Origin of the sequence: Mesorhizobium alhagi CCNWXJ12-2, from assembly GCF_000236565.1 — a bacterium.
GTDB lineage: Bacteria > Pseudomonadota > Alphaproteobacteria > Rhizobiales > Rhizobiaceae > Allomesorhizobium > Allomesorhizobium alhagi.
This window is the reverse complement of the sequence record NZ_AHAM01000122.1, coordinates 33,265-54,495: the sequence shown is the minus strand read 5'-3', so window position 1 is coordinate 54,495 and position 21,231 is coordinate 33,265. Positions and strand designations below refer to the sequence as shown.

Sequence of the window (21,231 nt, the reverse complement as noted above, 5' to 3'; positions counted from 1 at the left end):
ATCGGCGCGAAGCGCCGAGTCGGATGAGGGGTGTTGGACGAAGTGCGGCGCAAGCTGGGAACTGATATGGACCAGAAAGTCGAACACGCACCCTACGACGTCGAGGCGATCCGCCGCGATTTTCCGATCCTTGCGCGCGAGGTCTATGGCAAGCCGCTGGTCTATCTCGACAATGGCGCGTCGGCTCAGAAGCCGCAGGCCGTGCTCGATGCGATCAATCACGCCTACACCAACGAATACGCCAACGTTCATCGCGGCCTGCATTTTTTGTCGAACGCCGCCACCGATGCCTATGAAAAGGCTCGCGAAAGCGTCCGCCGCTTCCTGAACGCCGGCAGCACGGAAGAGATCGTCTTCACCAAGTCGACCACCGAGGCGATCAATGCCGTCGCCTACGGTTTCGGCATGCCGAATATCGGCGAGGGCGACGAGATCGTGCTGTCGATCATGGAGCATCATTCCAACATCGTTCCGTGGCATTTCATCCGCGAACGCCAGGGCGCCAAGCTGGTCTGGGTTCCGGTCGACGATCTCGGCGTGTTCCATATCGAGGAATTCGAGAAGCGCCTGACGGATAGGACAAAACTGGTCGCGATCACCCATATGTCGAATGCGCTGGGCACGGTGACGCCGATCAAGGAGATCGTGCGGATTGCCCATGCCCGGGGTATTCCGGTGCTGGTCGACGGCAGCCAGGCGGCCGTGCACATGCCGGTCGACGTGCAGGATCTCGACTGCGATTTCTACGTATTCACCGGCCACAAGGTCTATGGCCCGTCCGGCATCGGCGTGCTCTACGGCAAGCGCGATATGCTGGAGCGGATGAGGCCGTTCCAGGGTGGCGGCGAGATGATCTTCGAGGTGACTGAAGAGGAGGTCACCTACAACGACCCGCCGCACCGCTTCGAGGCCGGCACGCCGCCGATCGTCCAGGCGATCGGGCTGGGCGCGGCGCTCGAATATATGGAGAAGATCGGCCGCGAGCGGATCGCCGCGCACGAAGCGGAGCTGAAGAAATACGCCCATGAGCGGCTGCGCTCGATCAATTCGCTGCGCATTTTCGGCGACGCGCCGGGCAAGGGCGCGATCGTCTCCTTCGAGCTGCAGGGCATCCATTCGCACGACGTCGCGATGGTGATCGACAGGCAAGGCGTTGCGGTGCGGGCCGGAACCCATTGCGCCCAGCCGCTGTTGAAACGCTTTGGCGTGACCTCCACATGCAGGGCATCGTTCGGCATGTACAATACGAAGGCCGAAATCGACGTTCTGGCCGAAGCGCTTGAAAAGGCGCGGAAATTTTTCGGGTGATGAGCATGGACGACGCAACGGTTACGACAGAACAGACTTCGCCGGCAGCGGCTACGCCTGCTGCGGCCATTCCCGCCGAGGAACTGGCGCGGCTGACCGACGACATCGTCTCGGCGCTGAAGACCGTCTACGACCCGGAAATCCCCGCCGACATCTATGAGCTCGGCCTGGTCTACAAGATCGACATCGAGGACGATCGCTCGGTCAAGATCGACATGACGCTGACTGCGCCCGGCTGCCCGGTCGCCGGCGAAATGCCGGGCTGGGTGCAGAACGCGGTCAGCGCCGTCGAAGGCGTTTCCGATGTGGAGGTCAACATGACCTTCGACCCGCCCTGGACTCCCGACCGCATGTCGGAAGAGGCGCAGGTCGCGGTCGGGTGGTATTAGGGCGCCCCGATTATGTCGGGACGCCCCTACGCATTCAGTCGATGATGTGAACGACCCTGCGGGTTTCCGGTTCGATCAGGACGGTGCGGCCGTCCATGACGACATACTGATATCTTTGCTCCAGCGTGTTTTCGGCCAGTTCGCCAGGCTTCAGGATGTCGGGGATGATGGCGCCGACTACCAGTTCAAAGTTGGACGGACGATCGACCACGACCGGGTTGGTCTTCACGTATTCGCGGACCACGGTTTCCTGTTCGGGCGAGACCACGACAGTCTGGGCCGCCGCGAAAGCGGTTCCGGCGAGCAGGATCGTGGCGGCAATTGTGCTTCGGAAAATCATATCAACCTCCTGGGTTTGAGGTGCCCTAACCGCCAGCGGCCAAAACTGTTCCGCACATGTGAAGTATGTTACGGCCGATCACGGGCTTGCATGGGGTGGGAATCTTCACCACATTGGTATAGAAAACAGCATTCCGCAGGCCTTGAACCTGCGTGGAATGGAGAAGGACAAAAATGGGACGCTTCGCCGTCATCAGCATGACCGAGAAGGCCGCCGCTCGCGTGAACGAGATCATGGCGACGCGCGAGAACGCCAGGGGCGTTCGCCTGGGCATCAAGAAGGGCGGCTGCGCCGGCATGGAATATACGGTCGACCTGGTGACCGAGCCCAACCCGAAGGACGACCACATCGAGCGCGACGGTGCGCATGTCTATGTCGCGCCGGAGGCAGCGCTCTTTCTGTTCGGCACGGTGATGGATTTCGAGGCGACGACGCTGCGCACCGGCTTCACCTTCACCAATCCCAACCAGAGCTCAGCATGCGGCTGCGGCGAATCGGTCGAGCTCAAGCCCGCCGATCTGAAGCAGCTCGCCGAGGCGAGGGCTGGGGCAGCCTGATCACGGCAAGATTTCAATCCACCCAGAGCCCGCGCTTCCTGTGCCAGTCGGCGATCGACTCCTCCGGATAGACATCAAACGTCTGGTCGCCGTCGTGGGTGTTCGGCTCCACCCATGACGCCTTGTATTTCAGCATGATGTGCACGCGCTCCGGCGCCTTCGGCAGGTCGCTGTCGATCGCCGAGGCGAACGGGTGCACCAGTTCCGGCCAGGTCGGGTCATAGAGCCATAGCGCCGACCCGCATTCGCGGCAGAAGCGGCGCTCGCCGGTCGAAACCTCGCAATGCGTGCGCTCGTCATCCTCGATTTCCGCCCGGTAGAGGCCGAGATGTTCTTCGCCCTCGACCTTGAGCGTGGACGAATCGGCCCCGAGATTGATCGCATATCCGCCGCCGCCCTGCTGCTTGCGGCAGATCGAGCAGTAGCACAGCATGAAAGGAACGGGCGTGTGGCTGGCGACCTGGAAGCGGATCGCGCCGCAGCGGCAGGAACCCTTGAGCAGCATCGGCATTTTTCGCTCCTGATATCCGACGCTGTCAGGATAACGCAGCAGTCGCGGCGACCGCAATGACAGCCGCCCGGACTGCTGACATAATCGGCCGATGGACCACGACGCGATATCCGACCTGTTTGCCGGCCTCGGGCCGGTGTCGATCCGCCGCATGTTCGGCGGCAAGGGCATCTATTTCGACGGCGTCATCATTGCCGTGGAGCTGCGCGGCGAGCTGATGCTGAAAGGCGATGCGGTGGTCGCGCCGGAGTACGAGGCGGCAGGCGCGAAGCAATGGACCTATGTCCATTCGCGCCACGGAAAATCTGTCGCCATGCCCTACTGGACGCTGCCCGACGGCGCGGCCGACAGCGCCGACGAGATGACGCCCTGGGCGAGGAAGGCCTTTGAGGCCGGCAAGCGGGCAGGCAAAGCCTGATCGTTACGTCTCGATACGGGTCGAGCCAGTTATCCGATACCCGGATCCGAACGGGATGCGCATCTCGTTGTTCTTAAACTCTGGTGCTCTGGATTCCGGGTTCCGCTTCGCGGCTCCGGAATGACGAAGATGAATGTACCATAGATGGGACAATGATCGACGTCAGGATCCAGGTGCGTCAGAATCCCGCAAAGCCAAGATTGCCGAAAGCACTCGTCATTCCGGGGGCCGCGAAGCGGAACCCGGAATCCAGAGCACTGGCATTGGAAAACTAAAGCGCTTTGGCGATCCGCGCCGCCAGCCTGGCATTGTTCTCGACCAGCGCGATATTGGTTTTCAGGCTTTCGCCGCCGGTGAGTTCGAGGATTTTCGACAGCAGGAACGGCGTTACCGCCTTGCCCGAGACGCGCTGCGCCTCGGCAGCCTGCTGCGCCGCCAGGATATGCCCGGCCATCACCTCCGCCGCGATCTCGTCGGCCTCCGGCACGGGGTTGGCGATCAGCATGCCGCCATCGGTCCCCAATGCGCGCCGCGTCTTGAAGAAATCCGCGATCGCCTCGGCCGTATCGAGCCGCAGCGGCGCGGCGAATGGCGACTGCCGCGACCAGAAGGCGGGCATGACGTCCGAGCCATAAGCCACGACCGGGATGCCTCGCGTCTCCAGCACTTCCAGCGTCTTTTCGATATCCAGTATCGCCTTTGCGCCGGCAGACACCACGATCACCGGCGTGCGCGCCAGTTCGTCGAGATCGGCCGAAATGTCGAAGCTCTTTTCCGCACCTTTGTGCACGCCGCCTATGCCGCCGGTGGCGAAGACCGAAATGCCGGCGAGATGCGCGGCGATCATCGTCGCCGCCACCGTTGTACCGCCGGTGAGGCCCTGCGCCACCGCAAAGCCGAGATCGGCCCGCGACAGCTTCATGGCGCCCGTGGCCTTGGCCAGCGCCTCGCGCTCGGCGTCGGAAAGCCCGATCTTCAGTCGGCCGCCGATGACCGCGATCGTGGCCGGCGTCGCGCCCTCGTTGCGGATGATCTTCTCGACATTGGCGGCCATGTTGTTGTTGTCGGGAAAGGGCATGCCGTGGGTGATGATGGTGCTCTCCAGCGCCACCACCGGCCGCGCCGCGGCCAGCGCGTCGGCGACGGGCGGGTGGATGTCTATGAAGGGCCGCGCTTTCTCAGGCATCATTGGTCTCTCCGATCTTGCCGCCCTGATGCAACGCCTCGGTCTTTGGCACAAGGGCAAGGGCGGCAGTGAAGTCGCCGGCGGAGAATTCCGGCGCCGAGGCCGGGCTCTCGACCGCCAGCATCGCCGCCGCCATGCCATCGCGCAACGCCTCGCCGAGGGAAAGGCCGCGCAGCAGGGCAACCATCGTTGCTCCCGCCAGCGCGTCGCCCGCGCCGGTCACGTCGACAATTTTGCGCGGGCGCGGCGGTTTGATGGAAAAGAGGGCGGAGCGGTCGAATGCGGCGGTCGGTGCGCCGCCGTGGCTGACAATGGCGCTCGAAAGCCCCATGCCGCGCAGGCGGGGAACGACATCATCGACACGTGCGTCGCCCGGCAATCCGGCAAGGCAGGCCGCCTCGCGAAAATTCATGAACAAACAGGAGAGGGTTTCCAGGATTCCGGAGAGTCGCACCACCTTGGCCGGCGAGATGGCGATGGCGAAGAGCGGCTTGCCCGACGCCAGCCTGGCCAGCCGCGCAAGGGCGTCGGCCGACAGATTGGCGTCGCACAGCAGGGCGTCGGCCTCTGTCACGGCTGCGCGAAAGTTGGCGCGGCGAAGCTGCTTGGCGAATGCGATCTCGTAGAGCGCCATGTCGGCAAGCGCTGCGATCACGTCGCCGTCGCGGTCGAGGAGCGCGGTATAGCTCGGCGTGGTACGGTCGAGAAAGATCGCCGACAAGTCGGCGATTCCCGCGTCGAGAATGGCGCGCGAAACGGTCTCGCCGGCCGCATCGCCGCCGCGAACCGACATGATGGCGCCGCTCGCGCCGCGGCGAACCGCATTGCGCAAGGCGTTGAACGCGCCGCCACCGACATCCTCGGCCATCACGCCGGGGTTGGATGCGCCGGCCACATAGGCGCCTGTGACCTGGCCCCGCCGGTCGATATGCGCGCCGCCGACGGCCAAAATTTTCGGGAAGGACATGAAAGCGCCTGCCGAGCGTCTATTCTTCTAGGTTGGGCGCGACATTAGTGTCAGCATCCCTCGCGGGCAACCGCCGCGCCGAATCGTCACTTGGCGGCGTGGCTGGGCCGGTGGTTCGGCCCATCCGGAGCGTTCCGGTGAGCACAAAACTGGAACAAAATTGGAAAATGCAATGGAATCATACCCTTGAGCCCTCTTGCCAAATGAGAACAAAAGAGGTACGAATTAGCAGGGATACCGGATTGTCGGGCCTTCATTGACGACCAAGGGGTAATGTATCATGGCTCAGAATTCATTGCGGCTGGTAGAGGACAAATCGGTGGATAAATCTAAGGCTCTGGACGCCGCGCTATCCCAAATCGAGCGCGCCTTCGGCAAGGGCTCGATCATGCGGCTGGGGGCGAACGAGAAGATCGTCGAGATCGAGACGGTGCCGACCGGCTCGCTCGGGCTAGACATAGCGCTTGGCGTCGGCGGCCTGCCGCGCGGGCGCATCATTGAAATCTACGGGCCGGAAAGCTCGGGCAAGACGACGCTGGCGCTGCACACGGTGGCCGAGGCGCAGAAGAAGGGCGGCATCTGCGCCTTCGTCGACGCCGAGCACGCGCTCGACCCGGTCTATGCCCGCAAACTTGGGGTCGATCTCGAAAACCTGCTGATCTCGCAGCCCGACACCGGCGAGCAGGCGCTTGAGATCTGCGATACGCTGGTGCGCTCCGGCGCGGTGGATGTGCTGGTCGTCGATTCGGTGGCGGCGCTGACGCCGCGTGCGGAAATCGAAGGCGAGATGGGCGATTCGCTGCCCGGCCTGCAGGCGCGGCTGATGAGCCAGGCGCTGCGGAAGCTCACCGCTTCGATCTCGCGCTCCAACACCATGGTCATCTTCATCAATCAGATCCGCATGAAGATCGGCGTCATGTTCGGCTCGCCCGAAACCACGACGGGCGGCAACGCGCTGAAGTTCTACGCCTCCGTGCGGCTCGACATCCGCCGCATCGGCGCGGTCAAGGACCGCGACGAGGTGGTCGGCAACCAGACCCGGGTCAAGGTGGTCAAGAACAAGCTGGCGCCGCCCTTCAAGCAGGTCGAGTTCGACATCATGTATGGCGAGGGCGTGTCCAAGACAGGCGAGCTCGTTGATCTCGGCGTCAAGGCCGGCGTGGTCGAAAAGTCGGGCGCGTGGTTCTCCTACAATTCCCAGCGCCTCGGCCAGGGCCGCGAGAACGCCAAGCTTTTCCTGCGCGACAATCCCGACACGGCGCGCGAGATCGAGCTGGCGCTGCGGCAGAATGCGGGGCTGATCGCCGAAAAGTTCCTCGAAGGCGGCGGCCCGGGCGACGGTTTCGAAGACGAAGCCGGTGAGATGTAACCGGTTCAGCCCCGATCCTTGCGAAGCCGCCGGCCTCTGTGCCGGCGGTTTCGTTTTGAATGAGCCTGCCGGATATCGCCTGCGAAGCGGCTGTTTTCCGCCAATTCGTGTTTGTGGACAGGTCCGGAAGCGCCCGCTAAAAGGCCATGTCCAATTTCCCCGGCAGGGCGGCAACAAAGGCTGTGACATGAGTGGCGTGAACGAAATCCGGTCGGCATTTCTCGACTATTTCCGCAAGAACGGGCACGAGGTCGTGGCCTCGAGCCCGCTCGTGCCGCGCAATGATCCGACGCTGATGTTCGTCAATGCCGGCATGGTGCAGTTCAAGAATGTCTTCACCGGCCTGGAAAGCCGCTCCTATTCGCGCGCCGCGACCTCGCAGAAATGCGTGCGCGCCGGCGGCAAGCACAATGATCTGGACAATGTCGGCTATACCGCCCGCCACCACACATTCTTCGAGATGCTCGGCAATTTCTCCTTCGGCGATTATTTCAAGGAGCGCGCAATCGAGCTTGCGTGGAACCTGATCACGAAGGAGTTCGGCCTCGACGCCAGGCGGCTCCTGGTCACCGTCTATCATACCGATGACGAGGCGGCCGGGTTCTGGCGCAAAATCGCCGGCCTGCCCGAGGACAGGATCATCCGCATCGCGACCAGCGATAATTTCTGGGCAATGGGCGACACCGGACCGTGCGGTCCGTGTTCGGAAATCTTCTACGACCATGGCGACCAGATTCCTGGCGGCCCGCCCGGCAGCGCCGACGAGGATGGCGACCGCTTCATCGAGATATGGAATCTCGTCTTCATGCAGTTCGAGCAACTGACGAAGGAGCAGCGCGTCCCGCTGCCGCGTCCGTCGATCGATACCGGCATGGGACTGGAGCGCATCGCCGCCGTCATGCAGGGCGTGCACGACAATTACGATATCGACCTGTTCAAGGCGCTGATCCGCGCCTCCGAAGAGGCGACCGGCGTCAAGGCGGAAGGCAAGAACCGGGCGAGCCACCGCGTCATCGCCGACCATTTGCGCGCATCGAGCTTCCTGATTGCCGATGGCGTGCTGCCCTCGAATGAGGGCCGGGGCTATGTGCTACGCCGCATAATGCGCCGCGCCATGCGCCATGCGCAGCTGCTCGGCGCGGCCGACCCGCTGATGTGGCGGCTGGTGCCGGCGCTGGTGCGCGAAATGGGCCTTGCTTATCCGGAACTCGCGCGCGGCGAGGCGCTGATTTCCGAAACGCTGAAGCTTGAGGAAACCCGCTTCCGCAAGACGCTGGCGCGTGGCCTCGGGCTCTTGTCTGAGGCGACGGAGAAACTGGGCAAAGGCGACCGGCTCGACGGCGAAACCGCGTTCAAGCTCTACGACACCTATGGCTTTCCGCTCGATCTGACGCAGGACGCGCTGCGTCAGCGCGGCGTTTCGGTCGATCTCGAAGGTTTCGATGCCGCCATGCAGCGCCAGAAGGCCGAGGCCCGCGCCAATTGGGCGGGCTCCGGCGAAGCAGCGACCGAGACTGTCTGGTTCGTGGTCAAGGAAAAGACCGGCGCGACGGAATTTTTAGGCTACGACACCGAGGAGGCCGAAGGCATCGTGCTGGCGCTGGTCAGGGACGGCGCCGTCGTCGACGGCGCGTCGGCTGGCGAGACGGTTGCGATCGTCGTCAACCAGACGCCGTTCTACGCCGAATCCGGCGGCCAGATGGGCGATAGCGGCACGATGACGGGCGACGGCTTCGCGATCGACATCACCGATACGCAGAAAAAGGGCGACGGCCTCATCGTGCATTTCGGCCGAGTGGCCGAGGGTGCGCTGAAAGCCGGCGCCGCGGTCGGCATGAGGGTCGATCACGCGCGCCGCACCCGGCTGCGCTCCAACCATTCGGCGACGCATCTCGTGCATGAGGCGCTGCGCGAGGTTCTGGGCAGCCATGTCGCACAGAAAGGTTCGCTGGTGGCACCGGAACGGCTGCGCTTCGACTTTTCGCACCCGAAGCCGATTTCGGCCGCCGAACTGGAGCGCGTCGAGGCGATGGCCAACGAGGTCGTTGTGCAGAACAGCCCCGTCGCGACCCGGCTGATGAGCGTCGACGACGCCATCGCCGAGGGCGCGATGGCGCTGTTCGGCGAAAAATATGGCGACGAGGTGCGGGTGGTTTCGATGGGAACCGCAACGCATGGCGACAAGGCCGGCAAGCCGTATTCGGTCGAGCTTTGCGGCGGCACGCATGTCAACGCCACCGGCGACATTGGGCTGATCCGCCTGGTCTCGGAGGCGGCGGTGGCGTCCGGCGTGCGCCGCATCGAGGCGCTCACGGGCGAAGCGGCGCGCCGCCATCTCGACGAGCAGGACCGCCGCCTGAAGGCGGTCGCGGCGGCGCTGAAAGTGTCGCCGGCCGACGCGGTCTCGCGCGTCGAGGCCGTTCTGGAAGAGCGGCGCAGGCTGGAAAGAGAACTCGCCGAGGCGCGCAAGAAGCTCGCGCTGGGCGGCGGCTCATCGGCCGATACGGGCGGCGACAGCGAAACGGTCGCGGGCGTCGGCTTTCTCGGCAAGGCGGTTTCAGGCGTGTCGCCGAGGGACCTGAAGCCGCTGGCGGATGCCGGCAAGGAGTCGCTGGGTTCAGGCGTCGTGGTGTTCGTCGGCGCCGGCGAGGACGGGAAGGCCAGCGTGGTGGTGGCTGTCACCGACGACCTCACCAACCGGTTCAGCGCCGTCGACCTGGTGCGGGCAGCTTCCGCGGCGCTCGGCGGGCAGGGCGGCGGCGGCCGTCCGGACATGGCGCAGGCGGGCGGGCCGGATGCGGCCAAGTCGGGCGAGGCGATCGCGGCGGTCAAGGCGGCGATGGAAGCGGCCTGAGCCGAAATCAGATCCTCTGAAATCAAGCGGCCGGTCCCTTTTGGAACCGGCCGCATTGTTTTGGCGCGGATGGCGTCAGGCCATCGCCTTCTGCAGGTTCTCGTCGATCTTGTCCAGGAAGCCGGTGGTCGAAAGCCAGGGCTGGTCGGGGCCGATGAGAAGCGACAGATCCTTGGTCATGTAGCCGGCCTCGACTGTCTGCACGCAGACCTTTTCCAGCGTATCCGCGAATTTCTTGAGTTCCGCATTGTCGTCCAGCTTGGCGCGATGGGCGAGGCCTCGCGTCCAGGCGAAGATCGAGGCGATGGAGTTGGTCGAGGTTTCCTCGCCCTTCTGGTGCTGGCGGTAGTGGCGGGTGACCGTGCCGTGCGCGGCCTCGGCCTCGACGGTCTTGCCGTCCGGCGTCATCAGCACCGAGGTCATCAGGCCGAGCGAGCCGAACCCTTGCGCCACGGTGTCGGATTGCACGTCGCCGTCATAGTTCTTGCAGGCCCAGATGTAGCCGCCGGACCATTTCAGGCTCGACGCCACCATGTCGTCGATCAGACGGTGCTCGTACCAGATCTTCTTCGCCTTGAATTCCTCTTCGAACTCGGCCTCGTAGACCTCCTGGAAGATGTCCTTGAAGCGGCCGTCATAGGCCTTGAGGATGGTGTTCTTGGTCGAGAGATAGACCGGATAGCCGCGCAGCAGGCCGTAATTCAGCGAGGCGCGGGCGAATTCGCGGATCGATTCGTCGACATTGTACATGGCCATGGCGACGCCGGAGGAGGGCGCGTCATAGACCTCGTGTTCGATGACCTGGCCGTCGTCGCCGACGAACTTGATCGACAGCTTGCCCTTGCCGGGGAAGCGGAAATCGGTGGCCTTGTACTGGTCGCCGAAGGCATGGCGGCCGACGATGATCGGCTTGGTCCAGCCGGGCACCAGGCGCGGCACGTTCTTCATGATGATCGGCTCGCGGAAGATGACGCCGCCCAGAATGTTGCGGATCGTGCCGTTCGGCGATTTCCACATCTTCTTGAGGTTGAATTCCTCGACGCGCTGCTCGTCGGGCGTGATCGTCGCGCATTTGACGCCGACGCCGTGCTTCTTGATGGCGTTGGCCGCGTCGACCGTCACCTGGTCGTTTGTCGCATCGCGGTGCTCGACGCCCAGATCGTAATATTCGAGGTCGATGTCGAGATAAGGGTGGATCAGCTTGTCCTTGATGAACTGCCAGATGATGCGGGTCATCTCGTCGCCGTCGAGTTCGACGACGGGATTGGCCACCTTGATCTTCGCCATGAAAAGTACCTCGTTTTCGGGATCGGAGCGCCGGATTTCCGGGCTTTGCTGCAGGGAGTGCGGCCCCTATAGCAAAGCGGGAATGCGTGCGCAAACGCTGTTGAAACACGCGTTGCGAGACGCAGACAGTGGCGCTACTTTTTCTTCGGCGGAAGCGTTTCGACGAAATTGGCGGCGAGCGCGACCCAGTCGTTCAGTGCCTGCTCTTCGCCAAGCCGGTCGGCCGAGACGACGACGAAACCCTTCATCGCGCGCCCGCCATGCACCATTCCGCTGGCTCCCGGCAGCGCCAGCGCCTGCACTTCCTGATGCGGGCCGACGCGGAACAGGCCGTTGCCGTCTCTCATCGCGCAGCAATGCATGTTACCGTTGATGGTGAAGCAGACGCCGCCGAACATGCGGATTTCTTCGCTGTTGGCGTAATTGTTCGTTTGCGAGCGCATACGGTCGGCGAGCTGCGTTGCCATCGTTCTGCCGTTAGCCCGAGCTTCATCTTCGAAGCGGAATATGGCAGGGACGGCCCAGACGCGCAAATGAAGGATCAGCGCATTCATGACAGACAGGGAAGGCGGGCCGATCGCCGAAGGGCCGGTGATCATACTGGTCGAGCCGCAGATGGGCGAAAATATCGGCATGGTGGCGCGCGCCATGGCCAATTTCGGCTTGGCGGAACTGCGGCTGGTCAAGCCGCGCGACGGCTGGCCGAACGAGAAGGCGACTGCCGCGGCGAGCCGCGCCACGCATGTCATCGAGAACACCGCCGTGTTCGACGACCTGCCCTCCGCGCTCTCCGGCCTGGAATTCGTCTTCGCCACCACGGCGCGCGAGCGCGACGGCTTCAAGCCGGTGCGCGGGCCGGTCGAGGCGGGCAGGGCGCTTCGGGCGCGGCATCGCGCCGGGCAGCGCACCGGCATCATGTTCGGGCGCGAGAAATTCGGCCTCGCCAATGAGGAGATCAGCCTGGCCGACGAGATCGTCACCTTTCCGGTCATTCCCGAATACGCTTCGCTGAACATCGCGCAGGCGACGCTGCTAATGGCCTATGAGTGGATGAAGTCCGGCCTCGAACGGGAGACCGACACGGCTTTTACCGGGCCGACAGTCAAGCCCGCCGCCAAGGAGCATTTGCATGGCCTGTTCGAGCATCTCGAAGCGGCGCTCGACGCGCGCGGCTATTTCCGCACGCCGGCCAAGAAACCGAAAATGGTCGACAAGGTGCGCGCGGTGCTGACCCGCGCCGGCTTTTCAGAGAAGGAACTCGAAGTGCTGCGCGGCGTCGTCGCTTCGCTCGACTATTTTTCGCCGAAGGAACCACGCGGCTCGGGCTATCCGGCGCGCAAGGCCGAGGCGGACGCCAGCGCCGGAAGCGGCAGGCGCAAGCCAGGCGGGGAGGCGCCCGAGAATGACTGACCGGCCGATACTGATGTTCGATTCCGGCATTGGCGGGCTGACGGTGCTGCGCGAGGCACGCGTGCTGATGCCCGACCGCCGCTTCGTCTATGTCGCGGACGATGCGGCCTTTCCCTATGGCGATTGGGAAGAGGAGGCGCTGAGCGCGCGCATCGTCGAACTTTGCGGCAGCCTGATCGCCAGGCACGACCCGGAAATCTTCGTCATTCCGTGCAACACGGCCTCGACGCTGGTGCTTGCCGAACTTCGCGCGGCCTATCCCGATATGCCGTTCATCGGCACGGTGCCTGCGATCAAGCCGGCCGCCGAGCGGACGCGCTCGGGGCTTGTGTCGGTGCTGGCCACGCCGGGCACGGTGAAGCGGCAATACACGCGCGACCTGATCGTCAAATGGGCTTCGAAGTGCAATGTCCGGCTGGTCGGCAGCACGAATCTCGCTGCGCTCGCCGAGACCTATATGCGCCACGGCTTCGTCGACGAGGAGGCGGTGCGGGCGGAGATCGCGCCATGCTTTATCGAGCGCGACGGCGGCCGGACCGACATCGTCGTGCTCGCCTGCACGCACTATCCGTTTCTCGCCAACCGCATGCGCAAGACCGCGCCCTGGCCGGTGGATTGGCTCGATCCCGCCGAGGCGATCGCACGGCGGGCGCTGTCGCTGCTTGCCGAGCGCGCGCCCTTCGAAAAACGCGCCGACGCCGCGCAAGGCCTGGATCTCGCCGTATTCACATCCGGCAGGCCCGATTTCGCCATCCGCCGGCTGATGCAGGGGTTTGGGCTGACGGTCGCCTAGGGTGTGCCGATATTCAGGTGACGCCGGCCTGACCTGAATACCCCCGGAAGCGGGCGGCAGGAACTTCGCCTGCCTTCCCGAGTTCCTCCCGAAGCGCAATCACGGGAGACGCACAGATGCCTGCGAAATCCAAGGCTCAGCAGAAGGCGGCCGGCGCGGCCTTGTCGGCCAAGCGCGGCGAAACCAAGAAGAGCGAGCTCAAGGGCGCGTCCAAGGGGATGGTCGAGTCCATGAGCGAGAAGCAACTCGAGGAATTGGCCGAAACCAAGCGCAAGGGCCTGCCGGAGAAGAAGAAGTCGAAGGACTGATCTCCGGCAGGGCGGTTCTTCAGTATGCGACGGTGAAACGCTTGCGCGGGTGTTCCGCACGCTCCGCTTCGTCGACCAAGGCGACGGCGAAATCGGCGGTAGAGATCGTGCTTTGGCCGGCTTCGTCGAATACCGGCTGCTCGCTGCCCGTCCGGTATTTTCCAGTGCGTTCACCCGGCTTCAAGACGAAGGCCGGGGACAGGAAACTCCAATTCAGTTCCGTTTCGTTGCGCAGTTCGGCGAGCGCGTCGCGCGCGGCCAATGCGCCTTGTTTCCACTCGGCGGGAAATTCGGGCGAATCGACAAACTGGCTGCCGTCGGGCGCGTGAAGGCTGCCGGCGCCGCCCACCACGATCAATCGCGTCTTCGCGGCCTTGGCGGCGCTGACGATTGCGCGCGAGCCATCGAGGTGCTTGCGATAGATGTCCGGGTCGCCCCAGCCGCCGTTGAAGGCGGAAATCACGACCTCGTGTCCGGCGATAGCGCGCGTCAGCCCGGCATGGTCCGTGGCGTCGACCGCCTTTGGCGTCACGCCGTCGAGCCGCTCGACCTTGCCGGCATCGCGCGCTATGGCGGTGACGGCATGGCCGCGGCTGACAGCTTCCTTGAGGATAGCGCTGCCGACGAAGCCCGACGCGCCGATGAGTGCGATTTTCATCCAAAATACTCCATGCTTGGCTCTTTTACCGTTTGGCTAAAGAGGCATTTGTGGTAATCAGGTTACCCAAAGTCACCACTAGCCGCGAAAGCAGGAACGCGTAAGTACGCATGATTATCTGCCCAGGTTACCCGGAGGGAACCGCATGAACGCTCGGACGAACGCTTCCGCTGCATCGCCGATGCTGGACAGCCATCCGGGCTTCGAGCCCGACGAAGAGGGCAATTGCCCCATACGCGAGGTTCTGGATCGCGTCGGCGACACGTGGAGCCTTCTGGTCATCATCAATCTTCAGGCGGCGCCAACGCGCTTCAACGCGCTCAAGCGGTCGATCGAGGGCATCTCGCAGCGCATGCTGACCGTGACGCTGCGTTCGCTCGAGCGCGACGGGCTGGTGCGGCGCACGGTAAGGCCGACGATGCCGCCGGAGGTTGAATATGCGCTGACCGAACTCGGCCATTCGATTGCCGTGCCGGTGGCGGCGCTTGGCATCTGGGCGGTGCGCAACCGCGATGCACTGAAGGCGGCGCGCAGCAGGTTCGACACGGGGCAGCTATAGCTGCGCTTTGCCCTTGACGCACTCTCCCCGGCCGGTCGATAGGCTGACCGCGGCAGGCTCACTCGGCCCGCGGATTGCCTCGGAGAACAGGATAGTGAGTAACCCCAAACGCGGGATGGTGCAGCCGCTGCGGCTTGCGACCGGTTTGGTCCTGTTCGCCTATGCGACTTCTCACCTCCTGAACCACGCCTTCGGGATCAGGTCCGCCGGGACAATGGAAGCGGCCGCCAAGTTGCTGCTGGATCCCTGGCAGTCCGCGCCGGGCCTGGTGCTGCTCTACGGCGCTGTCGCCATCCACGTCGCCTTGGGTCTCTACTCGCTCTACCGGCGCCGCCATTTCCGCATGCCGGCAAGCGAGGCAATGCAGATCGCCCTCGGCCTGACGATACCATTGCTCCTGATCTCCCATGCCGCGGCCATCCGGATCGGCGAGGGCATCTACGATCTGAGTGTCGGCTATGATCGCGTGCTGTACCTCTATTGGGTGGCGACGCCGGATTTTGGCCTGCCGAGACAGTATTTTCTTCTGGCGATCGTGTGGATTCATGGCTGCCTGGGCATTCGCGCCTGGCTGAGATCCAAGCGGTGGTATGTGCGCGCGGTGCCCGCGCTTGCAGCGCTGGCTACGCTGGTGCCGGTGCTCGCCGCTCTCGGCTTCCTGAATGCCGGCCTCGACATGCGTTATGTAGTCGCCAATGCGCCGGCATCGCTCGGCGATCACGTGGTCGATCGGCCGGGCACAAGGCAAGCCAGCGACTGGGCGGAGGTGAGCCGCATCGTCGACGCCATTCTTGTCGGCTATATCGGGCTGGTCGCAGGCGTTTTCACACTGCGCGCGGCCCGCAACTGGCATGCGCGGCGCTATGGTTCGATCCGCGTCACCTATCCGGATGGCCGCATGGTGTCGGTCCCGGCCGGCTTTTCGGTACTCGAAGCCAGCCGCTGGGCGGGCGTACCGCACGCTTCGGTATGTGGAGGGCGCGGCCGCTGCTCGACCTGCCGCGTCGGGATCCTTGCCGGTGCTGGGAACCTTTCCCCTCCGGGCGGAGACGAACTTCGCCTGCTCACCAGGATCGGCGCTCCTCCGGATGTGCGGCTTGCCTGCCAGATCCGGCCGACCGGCGACGTCACGGTCGTTCCGCTGGTCAATCCGGCGAGCGATCCGGTCCTGGCCTCGCGCCGCTTCGGCGCGATCGGGAGTGGCCGCGAGATGGAGATCGCCGCCCTGTTCGTCGACATGCGTCAGTCGACACGGCTTGCCGACGACCGCCTGCCCTATGACGTGCTGTTCCTGTTCGACCGCTACATCCAGATGGTGTCGACGGCGGTCAGAGAAAGCGGCGGCCACGTTACCAACATCGCCGGTGACGGTATCATGAGCGTCTTCGGCGTCGATGGAACCGCCGAGAAAGCGGCTCGCGACGCTTTCAGCGCCGCGTTGCGGGTTTGGGACGGGATCGACGCCCTGAACGCGGAACTCAGGGCCGAGTTGCCCGAACCGTTTCGCATCGGCATGGGACTGCATGTCGGGGTGGCCGTCGTCGGCGCTGGCTGGAAGGGCGGCGCGGACGGGCTGCCGTTCCTGGGCGATACCGGCAATGTTGCGGCAAGGCTCGAGGCCGAGGCCAAACGGCTCGACTGTACACTGGTGGCCTCCGCCGAAGCACTGTCGTTGCTGGACAGTTCAATGGAGGGCGCCGCGCTCGATACGGTGATGATCAGGGGGAAGTTCGAACCGGTTCGCGTGGCGCGGTTCGCCGGGAGCGACGAGTTGCGCAAGCTTCTGGCGCGCCGGACGACCAGGAAGGTAGCGTAGCCTGCGACCGGGGTGACCGCGTTTGACGCTGCCGCCGGTAGCGGCGCAACCGCGCAAGAAACGGAATGCCCTTCTGCCTCCCGCCGAATAGCTTCGACGCGGCGAACAAGGACAGTGAAGGAGAAGGGCGATGAACCCTTGGAATGTGGTGGCGGAACTCGACTGGGACACGATCGCTCGGGAACTCGACGAGTTCGGGGTCGCACGGACGGGCCCGCTGCTTAGCGAGGATGAATGCCATGCCCTGCGGCGTCTTTACGACAATGACGGAGCGTTCCGTAGCCGTATCGTCATGCAGCGACATGGATTTGGAGCCGGGGAATACAAATATTTTGCCAATCCGCTGCCGGAACCGGTCGCTGGGCTGCGCCGGCGTTTTTACGAGCGGCTCGTGCCGTTGGCCAACGGCTGGAATGCGCGCACGGGCATAGACCGGGTCTTTCCGGCGGCGCATGACGGGTTCCTGGCCGAATGCCATGCGGACGGGCAGACGCGGCCAACGCCGCTGCTGCTCAAATATGGGCCGGGCGACTACAATTGCCTGCATCAGGATATTTACGGAAAGCACTTTTCCCGATCCAATTGGTGATTCTGCTAAGTGCCCCCGGCGAGGAATTCGAAGGCGGCGAACTGGTGCTCACCGAGCAGCGGCCGCGCATGCAGTCGCGCGCGGAAGTCGTGCCTTTGGAACAGGGGCATGGCGCGCTGTTTGCCGTCAATGACAGGCCGAAGGCGGGCACGCGAGGCGATTACCGCGTCAAGATGCGCCACGGCGTCAGCCGCATTCGTTCCGGCGAGCGGTTCACCGCCGGGATCATCTTCCACGATGCGGCGTAAAGCAGGCCTGAAGCGCCGATGCGGCCCCGAAATCCTTGACAACAGCGAGGCTCTCCTTTAGAGCCACGCCAACGCCGGGCCGAAAGGTCCGGCGCTTCTGTTGTAATGCCGCAAGACCAGACGGAAAATCGCTTACACTTTTCCAGGTCTTGCTTGAATGACGTGTCCCGTGGGTTTCTTCGCAAAGCGTGCGTGGGAAATCCTGTCAGGTCTCGAAACGGAGGCCAGAGGAGGGCGCGTTTCCTTCATTCGTGACATGAGGTTGCGGGTGTATCTATTTGAAAGGGAATGCGATGAGCAAGCGCGAATCAGCAAAGTACAAGATCGACCGCCGTCTCGGCGAAAACATCTGGGGCCGCCCGAAGTCCCCGGTCAACAAGCGTGAATACGGTCCCGGCCAGCATGGCCAGCGCCGCAAGGGAAAGCTTTCCGACTTCGGCCTGCAGCTTCGCGCCAAGCAGAAGCTGAAGGGCCACTATGGCGACATTTCGGAAAAGCAGTTCCGCAAGACCTACGAGGAAGCCAACCGCCGCAAGGGCGATACGCCTGAAAACCTGATCGGCCTGCTCGAATCGCGCCTCGACGCGGTGGTCTATCGCGCCAAGTTCGTGCCGACCATTTTCGCGGCCCGCCAGTTCGTCAACCACGGCCACGTGAACGTGAACGGCAAGCGCACCAATATCGGCTCGTACCGCTGCAAGGCCGGCGATGTGATCGAGGTCCGCGAGAAGTCGAAGCAGCTGGTCATCGTTCTGGAATCGGTGCAGCTCGCCGAGCGCGACGTGCCGGACTATATCGAAGTCGACCACAACAAAATGGTCGCCACCTTTAACCGCGTTCCCGGCCTGGCCGACGTTCCCTACGCGGTCCAGATGGAACCGAACCTGGTCGTCGAGTTTTATTCCCGTTAATCGGAATACTCCGTTCCAGTTCAAAGGCCGCCTTCGGGCGGCCTTTTCTTTGTCGGTACGGTCCGGTAAGCCGGACGCATTGAGCCAAGCAGGCTGGACGCGCCCATGAATATGATGCCCGATCTGGTCGTCGAAACCGACGATGCAAGCTGCCATCCGATGTTCCGGGATGCGCCGTCCTCGGTCGAATTCAACAAGCTGCGCAAGCGGCTGCTGCGCCAGACGCGGCAGGCTATCGACGAGTTCGCGATGGCCCGACCCGGCGACCGCTGGCTGGTGGCGCTTTCGGGCGGCAAGGATTCCTACGGGCTGCTGGCGCTGCTTCTCGATATGAAATGGCGCGGCCTGCTGCCCGTCGAACTCGTCGCCTGCAATCTCGACCAGGGCCAGCCGAATTTCCCGAAGCATATCCTGCCGGATTTCCTCGAAAGCCACGGTATCCGCCACCGCATCGAATATCGCGACACCTATTCGATCGTCACCGACAAGATCGGCGAGGGCAACACCTACTGTTCGCTGTGCTCGCGGCTGCGGCGCGGCCATCTCTATCGCATCGCACGCGAGGAGGGCTGCTCGTCGCTGGTGCTCGGGCATCACCGCGAGGATATACTCGAAACGTTCTTCATGAACCTCTTCCATGGCGGCAGGCTGGCGGCGATGCCGCCGAAACTCCTCAACGACGACGGCGACGTGACAGTGCTGCGTCCGCTTGCCTATTGCGCCGAGGCCGACCTGCAGAAATTCGCCGACGCGATGAAGTTCCCGATCATCCCGTGCGATTTGTGCGGCAGCCAGGAGGGGCTGCAGCGCAATCTCATGAAGCAGATGCTGGACGACATCGAAAAGCGCATGCCCGGCCGCAAGGACACCATGATCCGGGCGTTGGCAAACGTCCGGCCGTCGCATCTCCTCGACCGCAAGCTGTTCGATTTCGCGGCGCTGCGCTGAATGAACCCGCGAGCGCATGGCCCGAAACCGGTATCGCTTTCGGAATGCACCATGCGCGGGTTCGGCTCTGGAGCGTCCTTTGCGCGTCCGAAAGGACGCGCGCCGTCGCAAGCATCAGACCGGCGGATTGTGCGGCTGGAATAGCCTTCCTTTTTCGGCAACCAGAACCATTCCGAGCGCCGCCAGTCCCAGGAGAAAATAGCCTGCCGCCATCGGAACCACGGTGCCGTCGAAACTCTGGCCGATTATGGCGCCGACGATGCCGCCGCCAACCGTCTGCATAAAACCCTGAACGGAAGAGGCGGTGCCCGCCACATGGCCGAGCGGCTCCATGGCCAGCGCGTTAAAATTGGAGCCGATCCAGCTGAACTGGAACATGGCGAGGGCGAAAAGCGTCACGAACAGCCACAACGGCAGCGGCCCGAGCAGCGACAGGGCGAACGCCAGGCCCGTGACCGCCAGGAAGCCGAGCAGCGCGCCATGGGCCAGCCGACGCATGCCGAACTTTCCGACGAAGCGGGAATTGAGGAACGATGACAGAGCCATCAACCCTGCGACGGCCGCGAAATACACCGGAAACAGCGCGCCCACTTCATAGATGCCCACATAGATCTGCTGCGCGGAATTGATGAAGCCGAACAATGCACCAAAAAGGGCGGTTATGGCGACGGTGTAGCAGATGGCGATGCGGTTGGTCAGAACGATGCGGAAACCGTCGGTGATGACAGCGGCGGTAAGGGGCCGGCGAAACGATGCGTGCAGCGTCTCGGGCAGCCTCCTCCAGGTCCAGATGGTGAAGGCGAGCGAGACAACGCCCATGAAAGTAAAGATCATGTGCCATTCGCCCGCCAACATGATGATCTGGCCGACGCTGGGCGCGACAACCGGGATGATCATAAACACCATAAAGACCAGCGACATGACCTCCGCCATGGCGCGCCCTCCAAACGTATCGCGCACGACTGAAACGGCGATGACGCGGGTGGCCGCTGCGCCGAGACCCTGGACGAAACGGAATGCGAGCAGCGCTCCGAAGGTCGGTACGAAGGCGCAGGCAAACGCGGCCGCCACATAGACTGCAAGGCCCGCAAGCAACGGTACGCGCCGCCCAAACCGATCGGAAAGCGGGCCGAAGAAAAGCTGCGCCAAGCCGAAACCGGTAATATATGCGGTGATGACATACTGGCGCGCATTCTCGTCGGCGACGCCGAGACTGGCGCCGATCTGCTGCAGCCCAGGCAGCATGATGTCGATGGCGAGCGCGTTGAGCGCCATGAGTGCGGCGGCAAGCGCGATGAACTCCCAGCGCGGGATCGACAGGCCTGTCGTCACGGTAGTCGGTGTAGCCTGCTGGTCCATGAGAGCTTCCTAATGCTATGCTCAAAAAGGAAATGCGCCGGGGGGCCCGGCGCATCCTAAAAATTGATTCCGGAGAGAACCGGAATCTATCGGTCTGGTTCCCCTATCAGGCAGCGCCCTTGGCGCTGATGCCCTTTTCGGCGAGGTAGCTCTGCAACTCGCCAGCTTGGAACATTTCGCGGATGATGTCGCAGCCGCCGACGAATTCGCCCTTCACGTAGAGCTGCGGGATCGTCGGCCAGTTGGAATAATCCTTGATGCCCTGACGCAGTTCGTTCGAGGTCAGAACATCGACGCCTTTGTAGTCGACGCCAACATAATCGAGGATCTGCACGACCTGGCCCGAAAATCCGCACTGCGGAAAACCGGGCGTGCCCTTCATGAACACGACCACGTCGTTGCTCTTCACCTCATTGTCTATGTATTCGTTGATTCCGCTCATCATG

Annotated in this window: 22 protein-coding genes and 1 pseudogene; 14 read left to right on the top strand and 9 right to left on the bottom strand. The window is 63.6% G+C overall.

All coding sequences use genetic code 11. From position 1 onward, the window contains the following. Positions 1-66: 66 nt before the first annotated feature. Both MAXJ12_RS14350 and MAXJ12_RS14345 read left to right on the top strand, forming a co-directional pair. Positions 67-1,308, top strand: coding sequence for a cysteine desulfurase (locus MAXJ12_RS14350; RefSeq protein ID WP_008836621.1), 1,242 nt, complete (start codon positions 67-69; stop codon positions 1,306-1,308). A gap of 5 nt (positions 1,309-1,313) precedes the next feature. Then, entirely contained in the window at positions 1,314-1,697 is a 384-nt protein-coding gene (locus MAXJ12_RS14345; protein ID WP_040586317.1) for an SUF system Fe-S cluster assembly protein, read from the top strand. Between the two features lie 34 nt (positions 1,698-1,731). Here the strand turns inward: MAXJ12_RS14345 and MAXJ12_RS14340 are convergent, their stop codons facing one another. Next, the gene (locus MAXJ12_RS14340) at positions 1,732-2,037 is read right to left on the bottom strand and encodes a DUF1236 domain-containing protein (protein WP_008836619.1); all 306 of its coding nucleotides are present in this window, start codon (positions 2,035-2,037) and stop codon (positions 1,732-1,734) included. 173 nt (positions 2,038-2,210) lie between these two features. Between MAXJ12_RS14340 and sufA the strand changes: the two genes are divergently transcribed. Beyond that, the gene (sufA, locus tag MAXJ12_RS14335) at positions 2,211-2,594 is read left to right on the top strand and encodes a Fe-S cluster assembly scaffold SufA (RefSeq protein ID WP_008836618.1); all 384 of its coding nucleotides are present in this window, start codon (positions 2,211-2,213) and stop codon (positions 2,592-2,594) included. 13 nt (positions 2,595-2,607) lie between these two features. Here sufA and MAXJ12_RS14330 read toward each other — a convergent pair whose 3' ends face one another. Then, complete coding sequence (locus tag MAXJ12_RS14330; RefSeq protein WP_040586304.1) at positions 2,608-3,105, bottom strand: GFA family protein; 498 nt, start codon at positions 3,103-3,105, stop codon at positions 2,608-2,610. Between the two features lie 91 nt (positions 3,106-3,196). Between MAXJ12_RS14330 and MAXJ12_RS14325 the strand changes: the two genes are divergently transcribed. Then, complete coding sequence (locus MAXJ12_RS14325) at positions 3,197-3,523, top strand: TfoX/Sxy family protein (protein WP_008836616.1); 327 nt, start codon at positions 3,197-3,199, stop codon at positions 3,521-3,523. Between the two features lie 271 nt (positions 3,524-3,794). Here the strand turns inward: MAXJ12_RS14325 and MAXJ12_RS14320 are convergent, their stop codons facing one another. Next, positions 3,795-4,712: a pseudouridine-5'-phosphate glycosidase gene (locus tag MAXJ12_RS14320; RefSeq protein WP_008836615.1), complete on the bottom strand. Its 918-nt coding sequence runs from the start codon at positions 4,710-4,712 to the stop codon at positions 3,795-3,797. Further along, the gene (locus MAXJ12_RS14315; protein ID WP_008836614.1) at positions 4,702-5,676 is read right to left on the bottom strand and encodes a carbohydrate kinase family protein; all 975 of its coding nucleotides are present in this window, start codon (positions 5,674-5,676) and stop codon (positions 4,702-4,704) included. The genes MAXJ12_RS14320 and MAXJ12_RS14315 overlap by 11 nt, the downstream gene beginning before the upstream one ends. A 280-nt stretch (positions 5,677-5,956) precedes the next feature. On the opposite strand from MAXJ12_RS14315, the gene recA reads away from it, so the two are divergent. Then, on the top strand, positions 5,957-7,045 hold the full coding sequence (recA, locus tag MAXJ12_RS14310) for a recombinase RecA (RefSeq protein ID WP_008836613.1): 1,089 nt from the start codon (positions 5,957-5,959) through the stop codon (positions 7,043-7,045). Between the two features lie 187 nt (positions 7,046-7,232). Continuing rightward, a complete protein-coding gene (alaS, locus tag MAXJ12_RS14305; RefSeq protein ID WP_008836612.1) occupies positions 7,233-9,899 on the top strand; it encodes an alanine--tRNA ligase in 2,667 nt (888 codons plus the stop codon). Between the two features lie 75 nt (positions 9,900-9,974). Here alaS and MAXJ12_RS14300 read toward each other — a convergent pair whose 3' ends face one another. Further along, entirely contained in the window at positions 9,975-11,186 is a 1,212-nt protein-coding gene (locus MAXJ12_RS14300) for an NADP-dependent isocitrate dehydrogenase (protein WP_008836611.1), read from the bottom strand. Positions 11,187-11,320: 134 nt separating this feature from the next. Beyond that, positions 11,321-11,653, bottom strand: coding sequence for a TfoX/Sxy family protein (locus MAXJ12_RS37650; protein WP_040586316.1), 333 nt, complete (start codon positions 11,651-11,653; stop codon positions 11,321-11,323). 85 nt (positions 11,654-11,738) lie between these two features. Between MAXJ12_RS37650 and MAXJ12_RS14290 the strand changes: the two genes are divergently transcribed. From MAXJ12_RS14290 to MAXJ12_RS14280, 3 genes are all read left to right on the top strand, one after another. After that, positions 11,739-12,596: an RNA methyltransferase gene (locus tag MAXJ12_RS14290; protein ID WP_008836609.1), complete on the top strand. Its 858-nt coding sequence runs from the start codon at positions 11,739-11,741 to the stop codon at positions 12,594-12,596. Further along, positions 12,589-13,389 (top strand): glutamate racemase, encoded by an 801-nt coding sequence (gene murI, locus MAXJ12_RS14285; protein WP_008836608.1) that lies wholly within the window; start codon positions 12,589-12,591, stop codon positions 13,387-13,389. Before MAXJ12_RS14290 ends, murI begins: the two co-directional genes overlap by 8 nt. Before the next feature lie 116 nt (positions 13,390-13,505). After that, positions 13,506-13,697 (top strand): DUF3008 family protein, encoded by a 192-nt coding sequence (locus MAXJ12_RS14280; RefSeq protein WP_008836607.1) that lies wholly within the window; start codon positions 13,506-13,508, stop codon positions 13,695-13,697. Between the two features lie 19 nt (positions 13,698-13,716). Here MAXJ12_RS14280 and MAXJ12_RS14275 read toward each other — a convergent pair whose 3' ends face one another. Beyond that, positions 13,717-14,355 (bottom strand): NAD(P)-dependent oxidoreductase, encoded by a 639-nt coding sequence (locus MAXJ12_RS14275; RefSeq protein WP_008836606.1) that lies wholly within the window; start codon positions 14,353-14,355, stop codon positions 13,717-13,719. A 145-nt stretch (positions 14,356-14,500) separates the two neighbouring features. Between MAXJ12_RS14275 and MAXJ12_RS14270 the strand changes: the two genes are divergently transcribed. The 5 genes and pseudogenes from MAXJ12_RS14270 (at position 14,501) to ttcA (ending at position 19,426) form a co-directional block, all read left to right on the top strand. Next, positions 14,501-14,914, top strand: coding sequence for a winged helix-turn-helix transcriptional regulator (locus MAXJ12_RS14270; protein WP_008836605.1), 414 nt, complete (start codon positions 14,501-14,503; stop codon positions 14,912-14,914). A 94-nt stretch (positions 14,915-15,008) separates the two neighbouring features. After that, positions 15,009-16,730 (top strand): adenylate/guanylate cyclase domain-containing protein, encoded by a 1,722-nt coding sequence (locus MAXJ12_RS14265; RefSeq protein ID WP_139043897.1) that lies wholly within the window; start codon positions 15,009-15,011, stop codon positions 16,728-16,730. A gap of 130 nt (positions 16,731-16,860) precedes the next feature. Next, positions 16,861-17,567: pseudogene (locus MAXJ12_RS14260) on the top strand (2OG-Fe(II) oxygenase). Positions 17,568-17,860: 293 nt separating this feature from the next. Further along, complete coding sequence (rpsD, locus tag MAXJ12_RS14255) at positions 17,861-18,478, top strand: 30S ribosomal protein S4 (protein WP_008836601.1); 618 nt, start codon at positions 17,861-17,863, stop codon at positions 18,476-18,478. A 105-nt stretch (positions 18,479-18,583) separates the two neighbouring features. Further along, the gene (gene ttcA / locus MAXJ12_RS14250; protein ID WP_008836600.1) at positions 18,584-19,426 is read left to right on the top strand and encodes a tRNA 2-thiocytidine(32) synthetase TtcA; all 843 of its coding nucleotides are present in this window, start codon (positions 18,584-18,586) and stop codon (positions 19,424-19,426) included. 114 nt (positions 19,427-19,540) lie between these two features. Here the strand turns inward: ttcA and MAXJ12_RS14245 are convergent, their stop codons facing one another. Both MAXJ12_RS14245 and grxD read right to left on the bottom strand, forming a co-directional pair. Next, complete coding sequence (locus tag MAXJ12_RS14245) at positions 19,541-20,740, bottom strand: multidrug effflux MFS transporter (protein WP_040586314.1); 1,200 nt, start codon at positions 20,738-20,740, stop codon at positions 19,541-19,543. 151 nt (positions 20,741-20,891) lie between these two features. After that, entirely contained in the window at positions 20,892-21,227 is a 336-nt protein-coding gene (grxD, locus tag MAXJ12_RS14240; protein WP_008836598.1) for a Grx4 family monothiol glutaredoxin, read from the bottom strand. Between the last annotated feature and the right edge of the window lie 4 nt (positions 21,228-21,231).